At 33.5% G+C, this 21,407-nt stretch carries 14 protein-coding genes; 5 read left to right on the top strand and 9 right to left on the bottom strand.

Features of this window, described 5'->3' with window-relative positions:
- Window positions 1-184 precede the first annotated feature (184 nt).
- Complete coding sequence (locus CVD18_RS16450) at window positions 185-2,641, bottom strand: immunoglobulin-like domain-containing protein (protein WP_103866522.1); 2,457 nt, start codon at window positions 2,639-2,641, stop codon at window positions 185-187.
- Between the two features lie 37 nt (window positions 2,642-2,678).
- Window positions 2,679-5,063 carry a M28 family peptidase gene (locus tag CVD18_RS16455; RefSeq protein ID WP_103866523.1) on the bottom strand — a complete coding sequence of 795 codons (2,385 nt, stop codon included), beginning with the start codon at window positions 5,061-5,063 and terminating at the stop codon, window positions 2,679-2,681.
- Between the two features lie 232 nt (window positions 5,064-5,295).
- Here CVD18_RS16455 and CVD18_RS16460 point away from each other — a divergent pair, with 232 nt between their 5' ends.
- Complete coding sequence (locus tag CVD18_RS16460) at window positions 5,296-5,766, top strand: CBS domain-containing protein (protein ID WP_103866524.1); 471 nt, start codon at window positions 5,296-5,298, stop codon at window positions 5,764-5,766.
- 112 nt (window positions 5,767-5,878) lie between these two features.
- On the opposite strand, the gene CVD18_RS16465 is transcribed toward CVD18_RS16460, so the two are convergent.
- From CVD18_RS16465 to CVD18_RS16490, 6 genes are all read right to left on the bottom strand, one after another.
- Entirely contained in the window at window positions 5,879-6,226 is a 348-nt protein-coding gene (locus CVD18_RS16465) for a hypothetical protein (RefSeq protein WP_103866525.1), read from the bottom strand.
- Between the two features lie 218 nt (window positions 6,227-6,444).
- The gene (locus CVD18_RS16470; protein ID WP_103866526.1) at window positions 6,445-7,347 is read right to left on the bottom strand and encodes a histone deacetylase; all 903 of its coding nucleotides are present in this window, start codon (window positions 7,345-7,347) and stop codon (window positions 6,445-6,447) included.
- A 5-nt stretch (window positions 7,348-7,352) separates the two neighbouring features.
- Window positions 7,353-8,687, bottom strand: coding sequence for a hypothetical protein (locus CVD18_RS16475; RefSeq protein WP_103866527.1), 1,335 nt, complete (start codon window positions 8,685-8,687; stop codon window positions 7,353-7,355).
- 228 nt (window positions 8,688-8,915) lie between these two features.
- Window positions 8,916-10,982 carry a methionine--tRNA ligase gene (gene metG, locus CVD18_RS16480; RefSeq protein ID WP_103866528.1) on the bottom strand — a complete coding sequence of 689 codons (2,067 nt, stop codon included), beginning with the start codon at window positions 10,980-10,982 and terminating at the stop codon, window positions 8,916-8,918.
- Window positions 10,983-11,084: 102 nt separating this feature from the next.
- Complete coding sequence (locus tag CVD18_RS16485) at window positions 11,085-12,695, bottom strand: DUF1501 domain-containing protein (protein ID WP_103866529.1); 1,611 nt, start codon at window positions 12,693-12,695, stop codon at window positions 11,085-11,087.
- A 6-nt stretch (window positions 12,696-12,701) separates the two neighbouring features.
- Window positions 12,702-14,192: a DUF1800 family protein gene (locus tag CVD18_RS16490; protein WP_103866530.1), complete on the bottom strand. Its 1,491-nt coding sequence runs from the start codon at window positions 14,190-14,192 to the stop codon at window positions 12,702-12,704.
- A 209-nt stretch (window positions 14,193-14,401) separates the two neighbouring features.
- Between CVD18_RS16490 and CVD18_RS16495 the strand changes: the two genes are divergently transcribed.
- From CVD18_RS16495 to tssD, 3 genes are all read left to right on the top strand, one after another.
- Window positions 14,402-15,298 carry an LD-carboxypeptidase gene (locus CVD18_RS16495; protein ID WP_103866531.1) on the top strand — a complete coding sequence of 299 codons (897 nt, stop codon included), beginning with the start codon at window positions 14,402-14,404 and terminating at the stop codon, window positions 15,296-15,298.
- A 2-nt stretch (window positions 15,299-15,300) separates the two neighbouring features.
- Window positions 15,301-15,660 (top strand): YraN family protein, encoded by a 360-nt coding sequence (locus CVD18_RS16500; protein ID WP_103866532.1) that lies wholly within the window; start codon window positions 15,301-15,303, stop codon window positions 15,658-15,660.
- An 88-nt stretch (window positions 15,661-15,748) separates the two neighbouring features.
- Window positions 15,749-16,156, top strand: a complete 408-nt coding sequence (gene tssD, locus CVD18_RS16505; protein WP_103866533.1) for a type VI secretion system tube protein TssD — start codon at window positions 15,749-15,751, stop codon at window positions 16,154-16,156.
- 97 nt (window positions 16,157-16,253) lie between these two features.
- Here the strand turns inward: tssD and mfd are convergent, their stop codons facing one another.
- The gene (mfd, locus tag CVD18_RS16510; protein WP_103866534.1) at window positions 16,254-19,610 is read right to left on the bottom strand and encodes a transcription-repair coupling factor; all 3,357 of its coding nucleotides are present in this window, start codon (window positions 19,608-19,610) and stop codon (window positions 16,254-16,256) included.
- A gap of 686 nt (window positions 19,611-20,296) precedes the next feature.
- Between mfd and CVD18_RS23190 the strand changes: the two genes are divergently transcribed.
- Complete coding sequence (locus CVD18_RS23190) at window positions 20,297-21,208, top strand: LamG domain-containing protein (protein ID WP_255409462.1); 912 nt, start codon at window positions 20,297-20,299, stop codon at window positions 21,206-21,208.
- The last annotated feature ends 199 nt before the right edge of the window (window positions 21,209-21,407 follow it).

Consider the following 21,407-nt stretch of genomic DNA (forward strand, 5'->3'; position numbering starts at 1 on the left):
AGAAAGTATGAGTAATGAACTTATAAAATCTATAGTAAGTAATCATCACTACTTAGACGCATTTATGCGAAGTTAATATCCGTAAATTGTATAACTTCATTTAAAAATAAAAGAGAGACCTGAATGTGAATCACTGATCTCTCTTTTTATTCAGAAGTCTAGTTTCTTATTTTAAACTAAATACTTAAAATTTCATGATTTTAGTTTTGAAAGTACTGTTACTGTCAGGGTTACTGATTTTTAAAACATAAACACCGTCAGAAAGACCTTCAAGATTTACTTGGTGTTCTCTTGTGTTGGGAGATAGTTCTTTTATTTTTTTGCCAGTAAGGTCGTATATTTTTAGATCTTGAATATCCTCCTTAGATACAATGTCCATTATATTGGTTTCAGGGTCATAAGTGATAAGGTAAAATGGAGTAGTGTCTGGTGGGATAGTAGTAGATTGACTCACTACGGTAACAGTTCTTGTTACTTCTAATGCAATATTACCATAATCATCTGTAGCATTATATGTAATGGTATATGTTCCTATAGCATCTGTAAAATTAGAGCTGTCTATAATTACCTGGCTACCATCATCAGTTGTAGCTCCAAGTTCTGTGTATCCAGACCCTTGTTGAATGACTTGAGGGTTATCTCCTATTAGTGTGATTACAGGGGCGGTGGTTACAGGGTCTACAACATTAATAGTTCTTGTTACCTCTAGTGCTACGTTACCCGCATTATCTGTGGCATTATATGTAATAGTATAAGTCCCTATAATATCTGTAAAATTAGAGCTATCTATGATTACCTGGCTTCCATCATCTGTTGTAGCTCCAAGCTCTGTGTACCCAGATCCTTGTTGAATACTTTGAGGATTGTTACCTAATAATGTAATTATAGGAGGAGTAGTATCATCAGGAGACGCTGTTCTAGGTCCATAATGAGGAAGGGGTCTCCCGTATTCATGTGCTCCAATATCAGGAGAACCATCTGTTACAAAACGATCATTAAGGTTTGGGATATTTTCTCCTTGATTAATTAATGGGCTGGACGCAGAAAGCGTAAAATCATAACTACCTAACACTACTCCATCTGTATAAGTAGATGGAAAACTAATATTGGTAATAGCAGTAGTATGATCAAACTGTAGCCCATTCATTTCTTGCCCAGAACCTGCTTGTAAATCAGTAATTTGATTATACTTAACATTATTCCATTTAAACCAAGGTTGTCCAGATGTCCCATTTCTTAGAGAAGAATAAGCATTGTAATCCCAATCATCTATTAATGAGTTTGAAGGAATGGTGTATTCTTCAAAAACATATTGACTGGAGATTAATATGTTATTTCTTAAAATAGTATTATGCCATCCTGAAGGAGAAGATGTCCCTCTTCCAGTTTTGATTGCAGAATTATGAACTATGATAAGTCCTGCGGGTTTTCTATTCATTTTATAGGTAGAGGTTTCCATGTTGTTAAACTCATTTCTGTACACATAACAGGGGCCACCAAAAACTGGGGCAATACTTACTCCCATTCTACCATTAGACCCTTTGTTACTCCATATACGGGTATTTGCAATGGTTCCGTCTACTTCTATAATATCATCTCCTATGTAAGAAATATCGTTATTATGGATGTCTAATGCATAAGACTTCTTATAAGGAGGCCCATCTGTAGATACACCATCTCCAAAGTTTCGTATCAAATTATATCGCACTACATTTCTATTCCCTCTAATGTCAATACATCTTTCTGAAGGAATAGATCCATTTGGAACGGGCCAAGCTGTTCTCCCATAGAAATAGTTGTCAGAGATCGTTTGATCGTGCTCAAGGCCGTTTTCACGACGATTGAGATAACCATAATCAACATCCTGAAAAGTACAATGCCTTACCGTTACATATTGTGTGTTTTGAGCATCAACTCCCCATTTTCCATTCTGAATTTTTATATTCTCAATAATTATATGTTGAATAGCTCCGTTATAAGTTCCTAAAGTGGTGATTCCTGAAGTTGTATTAGCTCCGTCAATAACGACATTATCTGCTAGATTTGCTGTAAAAACTATTGGCAAGGCTTCTGTTCCAGAGGTAGCCAGAGAAAAACTGTTGTATGTACCTGCGCCAAGGTAAAAAATAGCTCCAGGGGTAGCATTATTTGCAGCTTCTTGTAATCCTTTATAAGGATTTGCAGACGTACCTGTGCCTCCACCAGTACCAGGAATTACGTGGTAAATAGTTCCTGTATAAGTATCTGTGATCTCTGCTTTTGTGGTAACTGTTATATTTTCGGTTTTTCCGCCACCATCTGGGTCTGTAATAGAGAGTCTAATATCATAACTAGTATTAGGGGTAAGTCCCACAATAGATCCAGCATGATGATTAAGACCAAGTAAGCTACCATCTATGTTACTATTAGGGTTTGCTCTCATAGTACGATAGGTTGGTAGGTAAGTAGATGAGCTAGAGGCTTTATACTCAATTGTCAGTTTACTATCCATGTCATTATCGCCAGTAATTGACCATACGATCCCTATGTTTTCATAGGTGCTTTCTGCACTTATCGTTTGAGGAGTTACATTGTTTTGAGCATATGTGCTGGATAACATAAAGCCACTTAATAAAATTGATAAAAATAATAATTTATTCATGGTAAAGGCTGGTTTTTTTTAACCTGTTTCTTGTCAATTACTTTGAGTTGAGAACAAGCGGATTGTTTAGAATGGTGATGGTGTCTCTTTTCTTTTCGAGGTATTTCTTTATCTCAAAGATTTTTTTAATGATGACTGCATCGTTTAATATAAAAGGTTTTGGTATCATATTGTTTTCTCTTGAAGGGATAGAGAAATGTTCATTGGTTAATAAGTCATATGAGGATTCGTATAACATGAATTTCGGTAACGAATCTTTATGAAATTTCATGTGTAATTCTAATGGTTGATTTTTGTTAGGAAAATAAGTGAGTAAGTTTTGATCCCATCTTTTTGTAAATGCATTGTATGTATTACCATCATAATATTCAAAATTTTGTGCCTCTTCATTATTTGCTTTTAGAGAATTAAAATTAAATAATGTATTAGTATATAGGTCTAATCTTTGAATGTCCCTTTGGGGAGAGATGCATAATTCTATGTATCTTTGATTACCAATAATGGTGTCTTTGTTTATATCAATTTTTGGAGATTCTATGTTTTTGATTGGTGCCTGGTTTGCATATATAAAGGGTTTTTGATATTTACTCTTTAAAGTATTCGCATTATAGGCTTCTGCAATATTTTCTTTTGGGATGATGTAGTTTTTGCTCCAAGAATCAAGAGTAGTGTCATAGGTTGCCCATACTGCTTTGTTTTGATCTTTGTCTAATATGTATACAAGACTGTTGGGTTTTGGTCGTTTTGTAGTGAAATTAGATTTTATATGAGCAGCAATAATAAAAACAATACTCAATAAAAGACAGATGTTTCCTAATAATTTTTTTCTATTGTAAAATCCAAATACAGGAATAAGCATTCCGAATAATAAAACAGATAGTATTGAAGAAATAAAAAGAATTTTTAAGCCTAGTGCCACTGGAAAAGAAGCAATAAAAGGAGATAAGATGTAAATTGCTGGAAATGATAAAAGAACCATTAAAAAGGCATTAGGTTTTTTCTGCCGTATAAGAACAAATAAAGATATCAATCCAAATAATACTATAATTATAAAATAGCTAGCGCCTTTTAGATATATAGCAGCCACGGTGCAAATAATTAGCCAGATAAATAATGGTGCAATAAGTAGATTCGCTTGGTTTTTACTTTTACCAAATTTACCATACACTTTAAAACAAATGGCAATCGACATTAAAACAAAAACAAGAATGTATTGATATCCGTTATATGTAAATCCATGCTGTATTTCTTGATAATGTGGATAAATAATGTTGAGTAATTGCCATCCTCCAAAAGTTAACGCACCAGCTAGTAATAAACATAATAGAAAAGCAGTGAATCCCATTAAAATTTCTTTAAAATCAATTCGATATAAAAACTTGCCATAGAGAATCAAGGCCATAAATAAAAAGATTCCAATAAATAGTAAAGTGTATATCCAGCCAAAAGGATATTTGACAAGGTTAAAAACAGGAGTATTAAAATAAATAAAATCTTGATCAGACTTGAGATTGCTAATATCTTTTTCAGAGAAGTAAGAGAGTAATGGCATTAGATAACTGCCTTGATGTTGTAGTGTGTTTAAGTCCAGATTTTCCCACGTGTCGTTGGCGGTATGATAGTCAAAATGATCATCTATAAAAGCAAAATTAAAACCTTCTTTATCACCTTTCTCTCTAAAAACTGTAAGATCAGTGTCATTGGGTAACATCTTGTAAATACTATATGCAAGAGAGTTGGTGACAGGGTATTTTACATTAGCTTTAGAGAATTCGTCAATCATTTTTCCGTTCTTACCATTGGTCTCGATAAGCATATAAGAATTCCCACCACTTCCTCTTGCTTCAAAATTAAGAACAAGCCCAGTGTTTTCGGTCCAAGGGTGTTTGTTTACAAAAAGCTCGGCTCCGTTTAAGCCTAATTCTTCTCCATCAGTAATGCAAATGATGATATCGTTTTTTGGTGTTTTATTGGTTGCTAGATAGGCTCGTATGCCTTCAAGAATTGTCGCTACTCCGCTACCAGCATCACTGGCTCCATATGATGAGTGCGGTGAACTGTCATAATGAGACATTAATATCAAGGACTTTGTGTTATTACTTCCTTTAATTCTGGCAATAATGTTTTGAGGGTAGCTTATAGTTCCGTTTTTAGAAATAGAAGCACCTGTCTGAATCTCTGGTTGTAAACCTAATTGTTGTAATTCATTTTTAATATAAGTTTTTACTTCTTCATGTGCAGAACTGCCAAGGTAATGAGGCTCTTTAGAAATATTTTTTACATGCTCTAGAGCACGAAGCGTAGAGAATTCTTGTTTTGATGTTTTAAGGTCAGTTATTAATTGAGGTTTGCTGCTGTAAAAAGTATAAGCCAGTGAACAAATAATAAGAACAAATGAAAGTAGTGAGGGAAACTTTTGCATGTGTATATTGATTTATGATAAAGGTAAGAAATAAGCTACAGTTATTTCTTTATCCACAAAGTATATTGATGTAATCGATTTGATCTAGACATTCGATTGGCCAGATATATTTGCTGAAAAGTGGGTGTTTTTTATAAAAAAAGTGCAGTACTATGAGTGCTCAAAGTAAAAGAGTTTTTGAATAAGTTGTTGAAAATCACTATATTTAATATTCACTAAATTGCTATTTATTATGGGAATAATCAGTTTTCAAGGAGCTCGCTCCAAGACAAAGAAGTCAGATGAGACATTGATAAAAGTTTCGGATTATATGACAAGAGACCTCATCACATTTAGTCCTGATCAATCGGTTATGGAAGTTGTTGAATCATTAATAAAACATAAAATATCGGGAGGACCAGTGGTCGATGAGAATAATCAACTTTTAGGAATTATTTCTGAGGGTGATTGTCTCAAGCAATTAAATGAAAGCAGATATTATAATATGCCAATTGATGATGCTAAGGTCGAAAAATTTATGGTTAAAGATGTAGAGACTATAGATGGGAATTTGAATATTTTTGATGCTGCAAATAAATTTTTAGAAACCAAAAGAAGACGTTTTCCTATCTTGGAAGACGGGAAACTTGTTGGGCAAATCAGTCAGAAGGATGTAATGAAAGCAGCATTGCAGTTAAATAGCCAAAATTGGAGAGATCGGTAATCTTAATTTTGATATAGAAAAAGAATAGATATATGGTTATAATAGTTACTCATTGTTTTCCTATAGATTTTTACGCATTCAACCTAGTTTTATCACCTGCGAGAACATTTATTTAGTTTCGTGTTACCAAGGCATAGAGGTCATTTTCTAAGGGTAAATACCCTTGGTCATATACAAAATAATAGGTGTTTTCTGTTTTGGTTACATAAATACTGGTAAAATACTGAAAATTGAACCCTCTTTCTAATAGCTTTTTTTTAGAGATTTTAGTTTTGCCTTTTGGGTTTAATTCTTCGAGGATGCGATAATTTTTACGTAATAAATTATTAATATTTCTTACTAGATTTTTACTATCCTTGTTAAGCTGGTTATTGTGTGTATTACGGCAATAATCACTACAGAATTTTTTATCTGCTCGCCCAATAATTTTATCTCCACATACAGGACAATCTTTTTGCATATATTATGGTATAATTAGAGACCGAATATACAATAAATATGTATTTACAAATGATTAAATCAGAATGTAAAAGAGAATTTTATTATAAAATGACCCTAGTTATATGTTTGATTATAAGAGGTTACTGGTCTTGTTTTTTAATATGTGATATAATTTGCTATCGAAAACAATATCAACTTACGTAGGTTTTGTTACATGAAACTCAGGCTAATAATGTTTTAGAAATAAATTTCTTGAGCAATTCTATAGGTGTTTGCGTGTGCTTCGATAATAGTTTTAATATTAGGAGAATAGCCGCCGCCCATAGAACACATTATGGGAATGTCGAGATTTTTACAGGTTTGAATAACAAATCTATCTCGTTCTGCACAACCTGATACAGTACATGCAAGTTTGCCTAATTTGTCGGTAGATAGTATGTCTACACCACTTAGATAGTAAATAAAATCAGGTTTTTGTTCTTCAATAAGTAGGGGTAAGGTTTTTTTTAGGATAGCAAGATACTCCTTGTCATTGGTTTGATCAGGAAGCTCGATGTCTAAATCAGATGTTTCTTTTTTAAAAGGATAGTTGTTTGCGCCATGCATAGAGAACGTAAATACACTTTGGTCATTCCTGAAAATTTCTGCAGTACCATTTCCTTGGTGTACATCAAGGTCAACGATTAGTACTTTTTTCACCATATTTTGATGTTGAAGATATCGTGCGCCAATAGCTTGGTCGTTAAGTAGGCAAAAAGCTTCTCCTCGATTGGTATATGCATGGTGAGTGCCGCCAGCAATATTCATAGCAATACCATAACGTAATGCATATTTAGATGCTTTTATAGTGCCATCAGCAATAATTACTTCGCGGTCAATAAGTTGTTTTGAGATGGGTAGCCCTATTTTTCTAGAAGCTTTTGAGTCTAGAGACAATGTGCAAAGGTTTTCAAAATAAGTTGCAGAATGAATTGCCAGAATAGCTTTGGGATCTGGAATGGTAGGCTTAAAAAAATTCTCTTCTTTGCATGTCCCCTCATGAAGTAGTTGTTTGGGCAATAATTCGTATTTAATCATCGGAAATCGATGCCCTTCAGGAACAGGATATGTATAGATTGGATGATACGCTATTTTAAGCATGATTTTTAATCTTCAAAACGATACAGTTTATACATTTTATCTGTTTTATCAAAAAAACCATAATGAATCTTATAGTTATGTAAGAAAATATTGATTGCAGAAGGTTTTTTCAAGGTGTCTTCAAACTCATTTACTTTATCATAAATATTTTTAGGAATATCTCCTTGCAGATGTTCAAAATCATGATCAAAAAGACAGTTAATGTAGGTCGATTTGTTTGACCTATACCCATTATATCCATAAAATGTTGGGTTAAAATTTATAGAGATAGCATTAAGATTGCCTACAGTGCCAATAGCTCCAAAACCACTTCCAAAGCCTGGGGCAAAATTTCCGCCGCCAGAATAAATTTCTTTTGTTCCTCCTAAGATAATATTGTATTGGTCATTTACTTTATAAGTTGAGATTCCTAAATTAGAATTTGATATTTTTCGCAGGTATTTTGCTGTTTTTTCCATTTCTCTAATTCGATCGTTATTAGAAAAACTAAAAAATGAAGTGCCTCCCTCTTGTATTATAGGTGAGTTTTTGAACGTAATGGAGTCTTCTTTTTTGATTGCATATTCCTTTATTATGTTGTTTGAAATTATATCAGAAATAGTGAATTTCATTTTTTGACTTGAGCTAGCGATCTGAAAAATTTTATTGTCATAGATATAAGAATTACTTCCTGTAAAACCTTTTTCTGTTTTTGATGGTTTGTCAAAAACTTTGTAAGTGAAAAGAAAAGTGTCTAAATCTATAATGCATAATTTGGTTTCTTTTTTGTCATAGTCAAAACTGAATATCAATTGGTTTTCTAGTAGGTATAATTTAGTCAACTTAGACGTTGTCTCGATTACATTTGGGTTTCTGGATTCTATTTTTTCAACACTGATCGTAAACCCATCAGAATCTGATGTTAATAAATAATGTGCATTGATCGTATGGTACTGATCACTTGGGTTTTGATATTCTACTTGCTTTAATGAGATTACTTTTTTTTGAGGTTGATACTTATTATCGAATGTATAAATGTTGAGTTCTGAAGAATTTTTTGAGATTGTGATTAGGTGTATTTTGTTTTTGTAATTAACACTTTCTACATATTTCTCTCCTTTTATTTTAAAATCTAAAAAAACATTGGTAGAAGATTTTGTGTCAAAATTAAATGTTTGTATGCCAAATTTTGTATTTCTAGAATTAGCAAAAAAGATAGCGTATGTATTATTATTTACAGAATACCCTAGAATAGATCTATATTTAGAAGGAAGTGTTTTGGTGGTTATCGTTGATTTTTGAAGATATTCAGAATTCAATAAATAGGAGTAAAACTTTTTGTTCTCTTCTAATAAAAGCATGAGGTCTCCATTTTCCTGATTAGGGATGGAATAAGACTCTTTGTCGGATTGGTATTTATTTGCGAAAACTTTGGGTAGTTCTAATACTTTTTCTTGACAAAAGGGTTTAAAAATGGTAAAGAGGAGGAGATAAAAAAAAGCCTTTTTTTTTCATGATTTAAATTTGTGGAATTCAAAAAGTAAACCCCAAATGCTTAGAGAAACGTTTGGGGTTGTTGTTTTATCTTTTTAGCTAATGACGGCTCCTGGATTTACATTGCCCTCATCGGGATTAAGGAATACTAATTTACCGTGAGGAGTCTCGGTCATTAAAATCATCCCTTCACTCTCTACACCTCTTAATTTTCTAGGAGCTAGATTGACGAGTACAGTAACTTTTTTACCTATAATTTCTTCTGGAGAAAAATGTTCTGCAATACCAGAAACAATGGTTCTAGTATCAAGACCTGTATCTACTTTAAGAACTAAGAGCTTTTTGGCTTTAGGCATTTTTTCTGCTTCAATGATTGTACCAACTCGTATATCCATTTTGGTGAAGTCCTCAAATGTAGCACTTTCTTTTTGAGGAGTTACAGTTTTGTTTTCTGCCTCATTTGCTTTTTTTGTTGCTTCTAATTTATCCAATTGTTTTTGTATTTCGGTATCTTCTATTTTTGAGAATAAAAGTTCTCCTTTTTCTATTTTGTGATTTGCAGGGAGTAATATTTCTTGAGAGTGAATATCGTTCCATGTAGCTTCCTGATCAAGGTTAGAATGACAAAGAATAGATTTGAGCTTAGTACTAGTAAATGGTAAAAAGGGTTCAGATAAAGTTGCTAGTGCAGAAGCAATTTGCAATGCAACATACATAATAGTTTTGGTGCGTTCTTCATCTGTTTTGATCAATTTCCATGGTTCTTCATCTGCGAGGTATTTATTTCCTAGACGGGCAACATTAAGTAATTCTTGACTTGCTTCTCTGAATCTGTAACGATCTATCGAGCTAGAGATAACAGCTGGGTATGCTTTTAGTTCAGCCAAAGTTTGTTTGTCAACATCAGAGAAAGTACTTGGGTTTGGTACTACACCATCATAGTATTTATTGGTCAAAACAACAACCCTGTTTATAAAATTACCAAATATTGCAACCAACTCATTATTATTACGTGCCTGAAAATCTTTCCAAGTAAAATCATTATCCTTGGTTTCTGGGGCATTAGCTGTCAATGCATAGCGCAATACATCTTGCTGATTAGGAAAATCTTCTAAATACTCATGTAGCCAAACAGCCCAGTTTTTTGAGGTAGATAGTTTATTGCCCTCTAGGTTCAAAAACTCGTTTGCAGGAACATTTTCAGGAAGTATGTAGCTTCCTTCTGCTTTTAGCATGCTTGGAAAAATAATACAGTGAAATACAATATTATCTTTACCAATAAAATGAACAAGCTTGGTGTTCTTATCTTTCCAATATGGTTCCCAATCTTTTCCTTCTCTTTCAGCCCATTCTTTTGTAGAAGAAATATATCCAATAGGAGCATCAAACCATACATATAACACTTTTCCTTCTGCACCATCAACAGGTACAGGAATCCCCCAGTCTAAGTCACGAGTTACAGCACGAGGGCGTAAACCGTCGTCAATCCATGATTTTATTTGACCATATACATTTGTTTTCCAATCTTTTTTATGCCCTTCTAGAACCCATTCTTTTAAAAAACCTTCATATTGATCAAGAGGTAAAAACCAATGTTTGGTTTGTTTTAATATAGGTTCTGCACCCGAAATTGTAGATTTTGGGTTGATAAGGTCTGTAGCATTAAGCGAACTACCGCATTTTTCACATTGATCGCCGTATGCTTCCTCGTGGCTACATTTTGGGCATGTACCTATAACAAATCGATCTGCTAAAAACTGATCAGCCTCAGGGTCGTATAATTGTTCTGATGTTTCTTCTATAAACTTATCATCATCATATAATTTTTTGAAAAAAATAGAAGCTGTCTCATGATGAATAGGAGCAGAGGTTCTTGAGTAGTTGTCAAATGAAATTCCAAAATCACCAAAAGATTTTTTGATAATTGTGTGGTACTTGTCAATTATAACTTGAGGAGAAACACCTTCTTTCTTTGCGCGCATTGGGATCGCAGCACCATGCTCATCGCTACCGCAAATAAAAGCTACATCGTTTCCGGTAATTCTAAGGTAGCGTGAATAAATATCAGCGGGAACGTAAACCCCCGCGAGATGACCTATATGTATAGGTCCGTTTGTGTATGGTAAAGCTGCTGTAATTGTATATCTTCCCTCTGTGCTCATAATGCTTAAAAATAAGGCACAAAGGTAATAAAAACACTTACAAAATATAACCACTGAATCATCCAATTATTTGAGATGGTCTAAGTGGTTATATTTAATGATTTATGAGATTAAAATAGATTTGCTGTAATTCCCGTTATTAGTTTGAATCTGATAAACATACGGGCCAGTACTTAATCGTGTATTGGCAGATTGTTTTACATCAATGATGTGTTCACCTTCCATCAATAATTCATTTCTAAGCGTCGCAACCTTTTGTCCAATTACATTATACAGAGCAATATCCACATGGGTAGTCTCAGGATTTGCAATATTGATATAGGTTTGGCTGTCTCTATAAGTAACTATATGAGAGATTCCTGAGCCATCATTTGGGATGTTAGAATTAGTTCCAGAGCAATTAAAACCCAAATCCAAAGATTCAAAAGAACTTCCTAAAAGAACTCTGCCTACAGTGTTTTCGTCGATGCATAGCCAATCTTTCATAACTGTTGCATATACTTGTCTGAAATCGGTAGTATTAAATACATTACCTCCTCGGGTTAGATTGGATAAATCGGGATGTTCTCCTGCAAAACCATTTCCGTTAAGACCAGATCCAAAAAACATTGTTGGAGCAGCAGTACCATGATCTGTACCCAAAGATCCATTTTCTTTAAATCGTCTCCCAAATTCAGACATCGTCATAGTAAGTACCTTATCATCCCATCCAGCATCAGAAAGGTCTTTGTAGAAAGTGCTTATTGCTTCTGAGAAGGAATTAAGAAGCTCTTGATGTCTTTGTATTTGATTACTATGGGTATCAAACCCTCCTAGAGTTACTAGATATACTTTGGTTCCTAGTCCTCCTTTGATTAATCTAGATATAATACTTAACTGTCTGCCTAAGCTATCATCAAGATATTCAGTAAAGTCCGAAGATCTTTCATAAGCAGCACTTATAGCATCAGCATATGTAAAAGTTGTGTTGGTAACTTCTCTTAGGTGTTTTACTTTGTCGTCATAGGTGCATTCACCTAATCCATCTAGGTTGTATGAGGTACCGTTTTCTGCGATTTGTAACAATCTGTTTGGATGAGAAACAGCAAAAGAAAAATCATTTTCAGGGCCTTTAAAAATTAGATTTCCAATACTTCCGATTTGGATTGATGGAGGACTTGCTGGCGGGTTAAAAATATAATCGGGATAAATCTCCTGAAAATATCTCCCCATGAATCCAGTTCTATCTTCTTCAACCAAATTAGTATTTGCATAAATATCAGACCCTTTAAAATGAGATAAAGAAGAATTTTCATATCCTATTCCGTGTACAACTCTCATTTGTCCTTCGCCCCAAACGCTTTCTAGTTTGTTCATTGGCTTAGGCATGGCATAATCATCACTAAGATTTATGAATTCACTTGGGGGGATTTTAATAAGAGGTCTCGCATTGGCATATATATCATAATCATATACTGGGATAATTGTATTGAATCCATCATTGCCCCCTTGTAGTCTAACAAGGATTAAAATATTATCATTTTCTGATTGACTCAATGCGATTGATAGTGGCGAGGGTTTTGATACGGATAAGGGGGTGTTTGCTAGCATCATAGAGCCTCCTCCTACAAGGCCTAATGCATGTAGAAAAGATCTCCTGTTCCATTTGATATGATCTTCTGTATTACAAGATCCTTCTTTTTTTATGTTTTTAGAGTGATTTTTCTCGCTCATAATGTCTTATTTAAGTTGGAATTCAGGGATTTCTGCGATGTAATTGAGTAATGCGGCAAATTGTTGGGGTACCTCTGGGTACGCTAATGTCCAAGTTCCGTCTTCAAAATAATTTTCAGGAATTCCATCAATTTTAAATGCGCCTAGTGCCTCACCAAAAGTTACAGCATCGTCGATTCCTCTTGGGAAAAAGTAATTAAGGATCGTTCTTACTACGAAATTCACATCATCATCGGTAGTCACTAAGTTTCCATCACCAGGCTCTCCAATTGGCATCCCAATTAAAAGGTTTTTAAACTGATTCTGGTTGTGAGTCCAAGCTTGTTGTAGGATATACCTAATACTTTCCCAACGACCAATCAACAGATCAGGACTGATCCAATCTTCATCTCCTTGCCAGCCTTCTACATCAATAGGGTTTAATACATCTTGTCCAAGAGTTCTTGTAGCACTTAAATAGAAATCAATATGATCAATTGGGGGTAAATCGAATCCAATTTCATTATAAAAACTTAAGTTTAAATCACAAGGACTTTTGATAATGGTTCCTATAGCTTCTGTATCAAAAAAATGTTCGCTCTTGAATAACTCACGAAGTACAGTTGCGATATTGTATCCGTTGTTTATAAAAGTTTGTGCCATTTGGGCAACGATTGCATCGTTGCAAGTGGGGCTCACAAAATAGGTATATAGTTTTGCGCAAATAAATGTAGCAACCTGTGTCTCTCTTCGTTGGAATAGAATATTGATCACATCATCATAAGTCCAGTTTCCTGTTTGTCCAAAAATAGTTTTGGATTCATTACTGAATTGGCCAGCATCAAAAAGAATATCACCCCAAGGAATATCGTTTGTGTCTACATACCCCGTTAATGCTTTTGCTGTTTCTTGAATATCATCTTCTGTATATCCGTTATCAACACCAAGAGTAAAGAGCTCGTATAATTCTCTTGCATAATTTTCGTTGGGTCTATCTTTTACATTTTCATCACCATTAAGGTAAACCAACATAGCATTACAGATACCAACGTCATATACAAAATCTCTAAAATTGCCTAAAGCATGCATTTGCAAAAGGTTATAATATTGAGATTGATAGGCAGGACTTCTATAGGTGTCATCTTCTGTAACAAAATGATTACTCCAGAACAAAGTAAGTCGTTCTCGTACTTTATTTTGGATTAGGTCATTGATCATTTGTCTTTTTCCTTCTTGAGTATATTCAAATACATCTAGAGGAGCATTATCAAATTGATCTGCATTCCAAAACCCCCATACGGGTGGCGGAGTAGTATTTAATGCAATTGCTTCATCAATAAGTTGATCGACCAATGCACCAGGATTGTTCTGAGCCAAAGCAGCCAGTACTTCTGTTTTTGAAGCACCAAAAGCTATTCTGCGATATAAGTGCTTTATTTTAGTTACATTCCAAGGGTTTCCTGAAGAAGGCACATATTCTGCTAGAGAAGCAAGATTACATGAGGTATCCGACATCATAGGTATATTAGTATTAAAAGTAGGGTAAAATGGACAAAATTGTTCACAATATAAAGGTTAATAACGAAAGTCTTTGTTAATTAGTGCTATAAAATTCAAAAAAATTAAGAATAAATGTTAACGAAATGATTCTAATTTGTTAAAAAACAGATGTTTTTGTTACGGTAATCCCATAGAGATTTTATCATAAAAAATTATAGTATTATAGAATGTTACAACCAAGTTTTATTAAAGAAGGAGATAAAGTAGCTATTGTTTCTACTGCTAGAAAGGTAAGTGTGAAAGAGATACAAGAAGCTGTTTTGATGCTAGAGAAATGGAAGTTAGTACCTGTGTTAGGGAGTACAATAGGAAAAGAGCTACATCAATTTGCAGGATCCGATCAAGAGCGTGTTTTAGATTTTCAAAAAATGTTAGATGATAAGGAGATTAAGGCAATTTGGTGTGCAAGAGGAGGATATGGAACGGTGCGAATTATTGACCATATTGATTTTTCTAATCTACTCAAGAATCCTAAGTGGATTGTAGGGTATTCTGATATTACAGTACTGCATTCAGAAATTCACAACTTAGGAGTATGTTCTCTACATGCTCCCCTAGCTATTGATATCCATAAAGGTACAAAGGTCTCAATGACTTCTTTAAGAGATATTCTTTTTGGGAAAGAAGTGGAGTATTCTATTTCTTCTTCAAAGAAAAATATTCTTGGGGAATGCCAAGGAAAACTTGTAGGAGGGAATCTATCGATGCTATATTCTTTGTGTGGGTCTAAATCTTCATTAGACACTTCGGGTAAGATTTTATGTATTGAAGATTTAGATGAATATCTTTATCATATTGATCGTATGTTACAAAACTTGAAACGAAATGGTTTTTTTGATAATCTATCAGGATTGATTGTTGGTGGAATGACTAAAATGCATGATAATAATATTCCTTTTGGTAAAAAGCCTAAAAAAATAATTTTGGATATTGTCAAAGAATATGGATTTCCAGTGGTGTTTAATTTCCCTATGGGACATATTGAAGATAATCATGCTTTGATAATGGGGGCAGAAGCTTCTTTACGGGTAGATGCAGATCAGATAACATTAAAATACATATAGTTATGGCAGAGCATAATGCCCTTGGTAAAAAAGGAGAACAATTGGCAATTGATTTTTTGAGTAAAAAGGGGTATGTTATTTTAGAAAAGAATTATCGATATCTTAAATTTGAAGTTGATATTATTGCTCAAAAAGGAGATACTTTGATTGCTGTAGAAGTAAAAACCAGAAGTACTCCAGAGTTTGGAGATCCTCAAGATTTTGTAAAACCTAAACAAATACAGTCTATGGTTAAGGTGGTGGATTATTACGTAACAGAGCAAGATCTTGATGTAGAAGTGAGGTTTGATATTGTAGCAATTATTAAAAATACCTTAGGTACTCAAATCGAGCATTTAGAAAATGCATTTTATCATTTTTGATTTTTTGATAAAAATTTAATATTTTTACTTATGTTACAATAATCAATTTAGTAACAATATAATTTTATATAAGAAAAACAACACACTTATGATACAGGGGACATTAGATCTTGACGGAGAATCAATCAAAGTAGTAAACTATCATTATTTGATCACACAAGGAACAGATCATAACGGTATGGTGCATTCTAGCCCAGTAGCGGGTAAAATCACAGTATCGCTGGAGGTTACTAAAGCACAGGATACAATGCTTAATGATTGGGCTTTATCTCGAACAGCTACAAAAAAAGGCGAATTGCATATTATGGATAGTAAAGGAATGCAAGTACGTAAAAAGATAGGTTTTGATTTTGGGTATTGTGTTCGTTATGAGGACAGTATGGAGACAGAAGGAACGTCGCAAAACATAGTTCGAATTGTTATTAGTTGTGGACAGGTTGGTTTTGGAGATGCAGCAAAACATGAAAACAATTGGCCACAGGTACGACAGAACTAGATAAAAAACTATTTTTCTTCTTATAGATCTATAAGTTCTAATAAATAGTAATCATTTAGTATAGACAATACAATAAGAGCATATTTTTTTTATGCTCTTATATTTTTTGCAGATGTGCCTTGAGAGGTTGTAATGCTTTTAATACACTATGAATAGAATTGACGTTGTCAAAAGTTAGTAATAATCGCAATCCATTTCTGGTTTGTTTCTCTTTCATTTTACAAACATTTGAATGTTGTTGTACAAATTGCAATACACTAGTGAATACGGGGCTTTGATAAAAAGGAGATTGTTGATCACTAATAAAATAACCAATAAGCCTGTCTTGTTTCATAATAATTTTTTCAAGACCTATAGTTGTTGCAATCCATTTTATCCTAACAGAATTTAGTAAATCTATAGCAGGGGCTGGTAATTCCCCAAAACGATCTATTAATCGTTTTTCATATGCTTGTAATGTCGATTCATCTTTAATTGTAGTAAGCTCTGTATAAAGACTCAGTCGTTCGGTTATATTATTGATATAATCATCAGGAAATAATAATTCAAAATCAGTGTCAATCTGTGTGTCTTTTAAAAATACAATTTCCTTAGCTTCATCTTTATAAAGTTCTTTGAACTCATTTTCTTTAAGCTCTTCTATTGCTTCGTTCAGGATTTTTTGATAGGTGTCAAAACCAATTTCATTAATAAACCCACTTTGTTCTCCTCCAAGAAGATCACCAGCTCCTCTAATTTCAAGATCTTTCATTGCGATATTAAAACCACTACCCAGCTCAGAGAATTGTTCTAGAGCAGTGATACGCTTTCTGGCATCTTCTGTCATAGCCGAATAAGGAGGGGTAATAAAATAGCAGAATGCTTTTTTGTTACTTCGTCCAACACGCCCTCTCATCTGGTGTAAATCTGAAAGACCAAAATTATTGGCGTTATTAATAAAGATGGTATTTGCATTTGGTACGTCTAATCCACTTTCTACAATAGTGGTAGCGATCAATACATCAAACTCTCCGTTCATAAAAGAAAGCATAAGAGTCTCTAGTTTTTTACCTTCCATTTGTCCATGGCCAATACCTACTTTGGCATCAGGAACCAATCGTTGTATCATTCCAGCGACTTCCTTTATATTTTCAATTCTATTGTTTATAAAATATACTTGACCCCCACGTTGTATTTCATAACTTACAGCATCTCTTATGGTCTCTTCGTTAAACCGTATTACATTGGTCTCAATAGGATATCTATTAGGAGGAGGGGTGGTAATCGTAGATAAATCTCTTGCGGCCATAAGGCTAAACTGTAGTGTTCTTGGGATAGGAGTAGCAGTAAGTGTTAATGTGTCAACGTTTTCTTTTATCGTTTTAAGTTTGTCTTTTACAGAGACTCCAAACTTTTGTTCTTCATCAATTACCAATAGCCCAAGGTCTTTGAATTTTACAGACTTATTAACTAGCTGATGTGTACCAATAATAATATCGACCTTGCCAGTAGCTAGCTCCTCTAATGTTTGTTTTCTTTGCTTTGCTGTACGAAAACGATTAATGTAGTCAACTGTGACAGGAAAATCCTTGAGCCGTTCTCTAAAGGTTTTTGCATGTTGAAATGCAAGAATTGTAGTTGGAACTAGAATAGCAACTTGTTTGCCATTATCAACGGCTTTGAATGCCGCACGAATAGCTACCTCAGTTTTACCAAAACCAACATCTCCACATATAAGTCGATCCATTGGGAGCTCACTTTCCATATCTTTTTTCACAGCCTCGGTAGCGGTACTCTGGTCAGGAGTGTCTTCATAGATAAAAGAAGCTTCCAATTCGTGTTGTAGATAACTATCTGGATTGTATTGAAATCCTTTTTGTAATTTCCGTTTAGCATATAACTGGATTAGGTTAAAAGCAATATGTTTTACCCGTGCTTTGGTTTTTTGTTTTAATGTTTTCCAGACTTTTGAGCCTAATTTATAGATTTGAGGAGGTTTACTATCTTTTCCATTATATTTTGAAATTTTATGAAGAGAGTGAATACTTAAATATAATACATCTCTTTCTCCATAAATTAACTTGATAGCTTCTTGTTTTTTACCTTCTACATCTATTTTTTGTAACCCACCAAATTTACCTATCCCATGATCAATGTGTGTTACATAATCGCCAACTTCGAAATTGGTAAGTTCTTTTAGGGTGATTGCTTGTTTTTTGGCATACCCGTTTTTAAGATTAAATTTATGATAGCGTTCAAATATTTGATGATCGGTATAACAAACGATCTTATTATGGTGATCTGTAAATCCTTGAAATGCAGAGAAAACGATAGTTTCATATTGTTTAACATCAAGATCGGCATCATCAAAAATATCATGAAAACGTTTTGCCTGTTGTTCACTCACACAAAAGATATAATTCTTGTATTCTTTTTGACTATTTTCATTTAGATTTTGAATGAGTAAATCAAATTGTTTGTTGAAAGAGGGTTGAGGTTTGGTGTCAAATTTTATACTGTATTCAGCCTTGGTCAGTGGGTGGTTACCAATTTCAACCAATGAAAAATCTAGTAGTTGCTTTTTTATAAGTTCTGATGTGGCAAAGAGTTCTTGGGGAGTACTGTGTTTAATATCTTTTGAGAGTGTTTTGAAAGCTATTTCTGCTTTTTCAAAATTCTTATCTATCCTCGCGGATAGAAAGTCAATATCTTTTGCAAAGACAATAGTTTTTGAGGAAATGTATTTTAAGAAGCTTTCTCGTGTTTCCTGCAATGCTTTGTTCTCTACATTTGGGATAATGGATATTTTTTTTATTTGATCTGTAGATAATTGTGTTTCTACATCAAAGGTTCTAATGCTATCTACTTGATCGCCAAAAAACTCAATTCGATAGGGTTGATCATTACTGAAAGAAAATACATCTACAATTCCACCACGAACAGAAAATTCACCAGGTTCTGTAACAAAATCTACTCTTTGAAACTGATATTCGAATAAGACTTCATTTACAAAGTCTAAAGAAAGCGTATCGTTGGCGTTAATTTTTAAGGTGTTTTTTTCTAGCTCTTTTCGGGTAACCACTTTCTCAAACAAAGCATCTGGATATGTAATAATCAGTGCTGGTTTTTTTCTTGAATTTATACGATTTAATACTTCGGCCCTCAGTAGTACATTGGCATTGTCAGTTTCTTCAATTTGATACGGTCGGCGATAACTCCCTGGGTAGAAAAGTACATTTTTGTCTCCCAGTAATTGTTCTAAATCATTTAGATAATAAGCAGCTTCTTCTTTGTCATTAAAAATGCACAGAAAAGGTTGTTCTGTAAGTTTAAAACTATTTTCGATAATAAAGGATAGCGATGATCCTATAGCTCCTTGCAAGTGTGTTTTTGCTTTAGGTTGGGCAATAGCTTTTTCCAGTTTCTGTAATTGAAGAGACTGTGCAATAATTTGCGAGATTATAGATGTACTCACGTAAAGGGTTTTATCACAAATATAGGTGCAATATCGATTTCAGGCAAAGAGATTCTTGGTTTCTTGCTCAAATTCTACAATCAATTGATCAAAATATTAGATAGTTTTTTATAAAAGTCACTTTTATCAATGAAGTTATGCTGGTTATATTTATAGGGGTTTGTAGGAAGATTATTGTTATTAGAATGAGGTGTAATTATAAATAAAAATAAAAAAATACATTTTTTTTGCTCAGTTTCAAAAAACGGTACTTCTATGCTTTAATATTGCAGTATGAATGATCAAATAAGGTTATTCTATTTCGCAAGATAATATGATTGTCAGTGATAATTATGGATAAAATCTTCAATTTTTTTAATCTTGATATGGGTAGGACTAAGTCTAGATTAATTTTTGAATGATGAAGGGTGGGGTTACCTCTTCTTTCCATAGGCAAGCTAATCTTTGTGATTCTTTTAAACCTTCCTGTATTTTGGTATGGGAGGGTTTAATTAAAAATATGTTCACTAAAAAATATAATTATGAGAAACTTTCTTAGCATTACTCTAATACTAATTTCAGCTCTTGGTGTTGCGTAAACTGCAAATAGCTCTTTAATAGCATATTGGCCATTTGATGGAAATGCAAATGATATAAAAGGAAATAATAACGGAGTTGTTTTTGGGAATGTTACGCCAGTCAAAGGAATAGACGGCAAGAATAATGGAGCATTTCATTTTGATGGAGTTGATGACTATATTAAAATTAATACTCCTCAAATTCCAGAAATTACTATTGCATTTTGGATAAAACCTGATGTACTTAATAGTGATATGAGATTGATATCAAGTATAGGTGGTAATTCATCAAATGTTTTTTCATTACGATATGCAAATAATACGATACAATCATGGAGCCCATGGAGTCCAATTATTTATGGATATGATGAAACTAATAAAGGTAAATGGTCTTTGGTGTGCGTAACAATTGACGCTAACAAAAACATAACAGGATATTTAAATGGTGTTATAGGAGGTACTCAGAAAATTGATTTTCAGTGGGCGACACATTTGGGAATAGGAAGAAAGTTCTTTTTTAATAATGTGGGGTATGGTAATGACTTTAAGGGAAGTGTGGATGAACTGATGGTGTTTAATAAAGTGTTATCAAAACAAGAAATTCAAGAACTTTATGACAGCTCAGGCGGAGTGTCTAGTTTTTGTCAAACCATTTATTGTAACAACGGCAAAGTTGGTATAGGAACCACAACTCCAGATTCTAAACTTACTGTAAAAGGGAAAATTCATGCAGAAGAGGTAAAGATAGATTTAAGTGTCCCTGCTCCAGACTATGTGTTTAAAAAAGAATATGATTTGCTATCTATAGAAGAAGTGCAAGCGCACATAAAAGAAAAAGGGCACTTACCTAATATTCCTTCTGCAATAGAAATGGAGACAAATGGTGTGGAATTGGGAATTATGAATATGAAATTACTAGAAAAGATTGAAGAACTTACTTTATATACAATAGATCAGGAGAAAAAGATAAAACAACAGCAAGAAGTCAACAGTGTATTAGAAGAAAGATTGATGCTATTAGAAAATAAAGTAAATAACTAGGTAACAAATACACGATCTCTGACATTAACAAGTATTCAAAATAAAATCAAAATATTTCGGGTAACCGATTTTTACATTAGTCCTACTTTGTCATCTTAGGTTTGATTGTTCTTTTCTTGGTCTCTTAGTAGTTGTTTGATGTATCTTTGATGCTGTTCAAGAATTAGATTTATAGCTAATTGCGGAGTTTCTATTTTAG

This window comes from Aquimarina sp. I32.4 (assembly GCF_002924285.1).
Classification (GTDB): domain Bacteria; phylum Bacteroidota; class Bacteroidia; order Flavobacteriales; family Flavobacteriaceae; genus Aquimarina.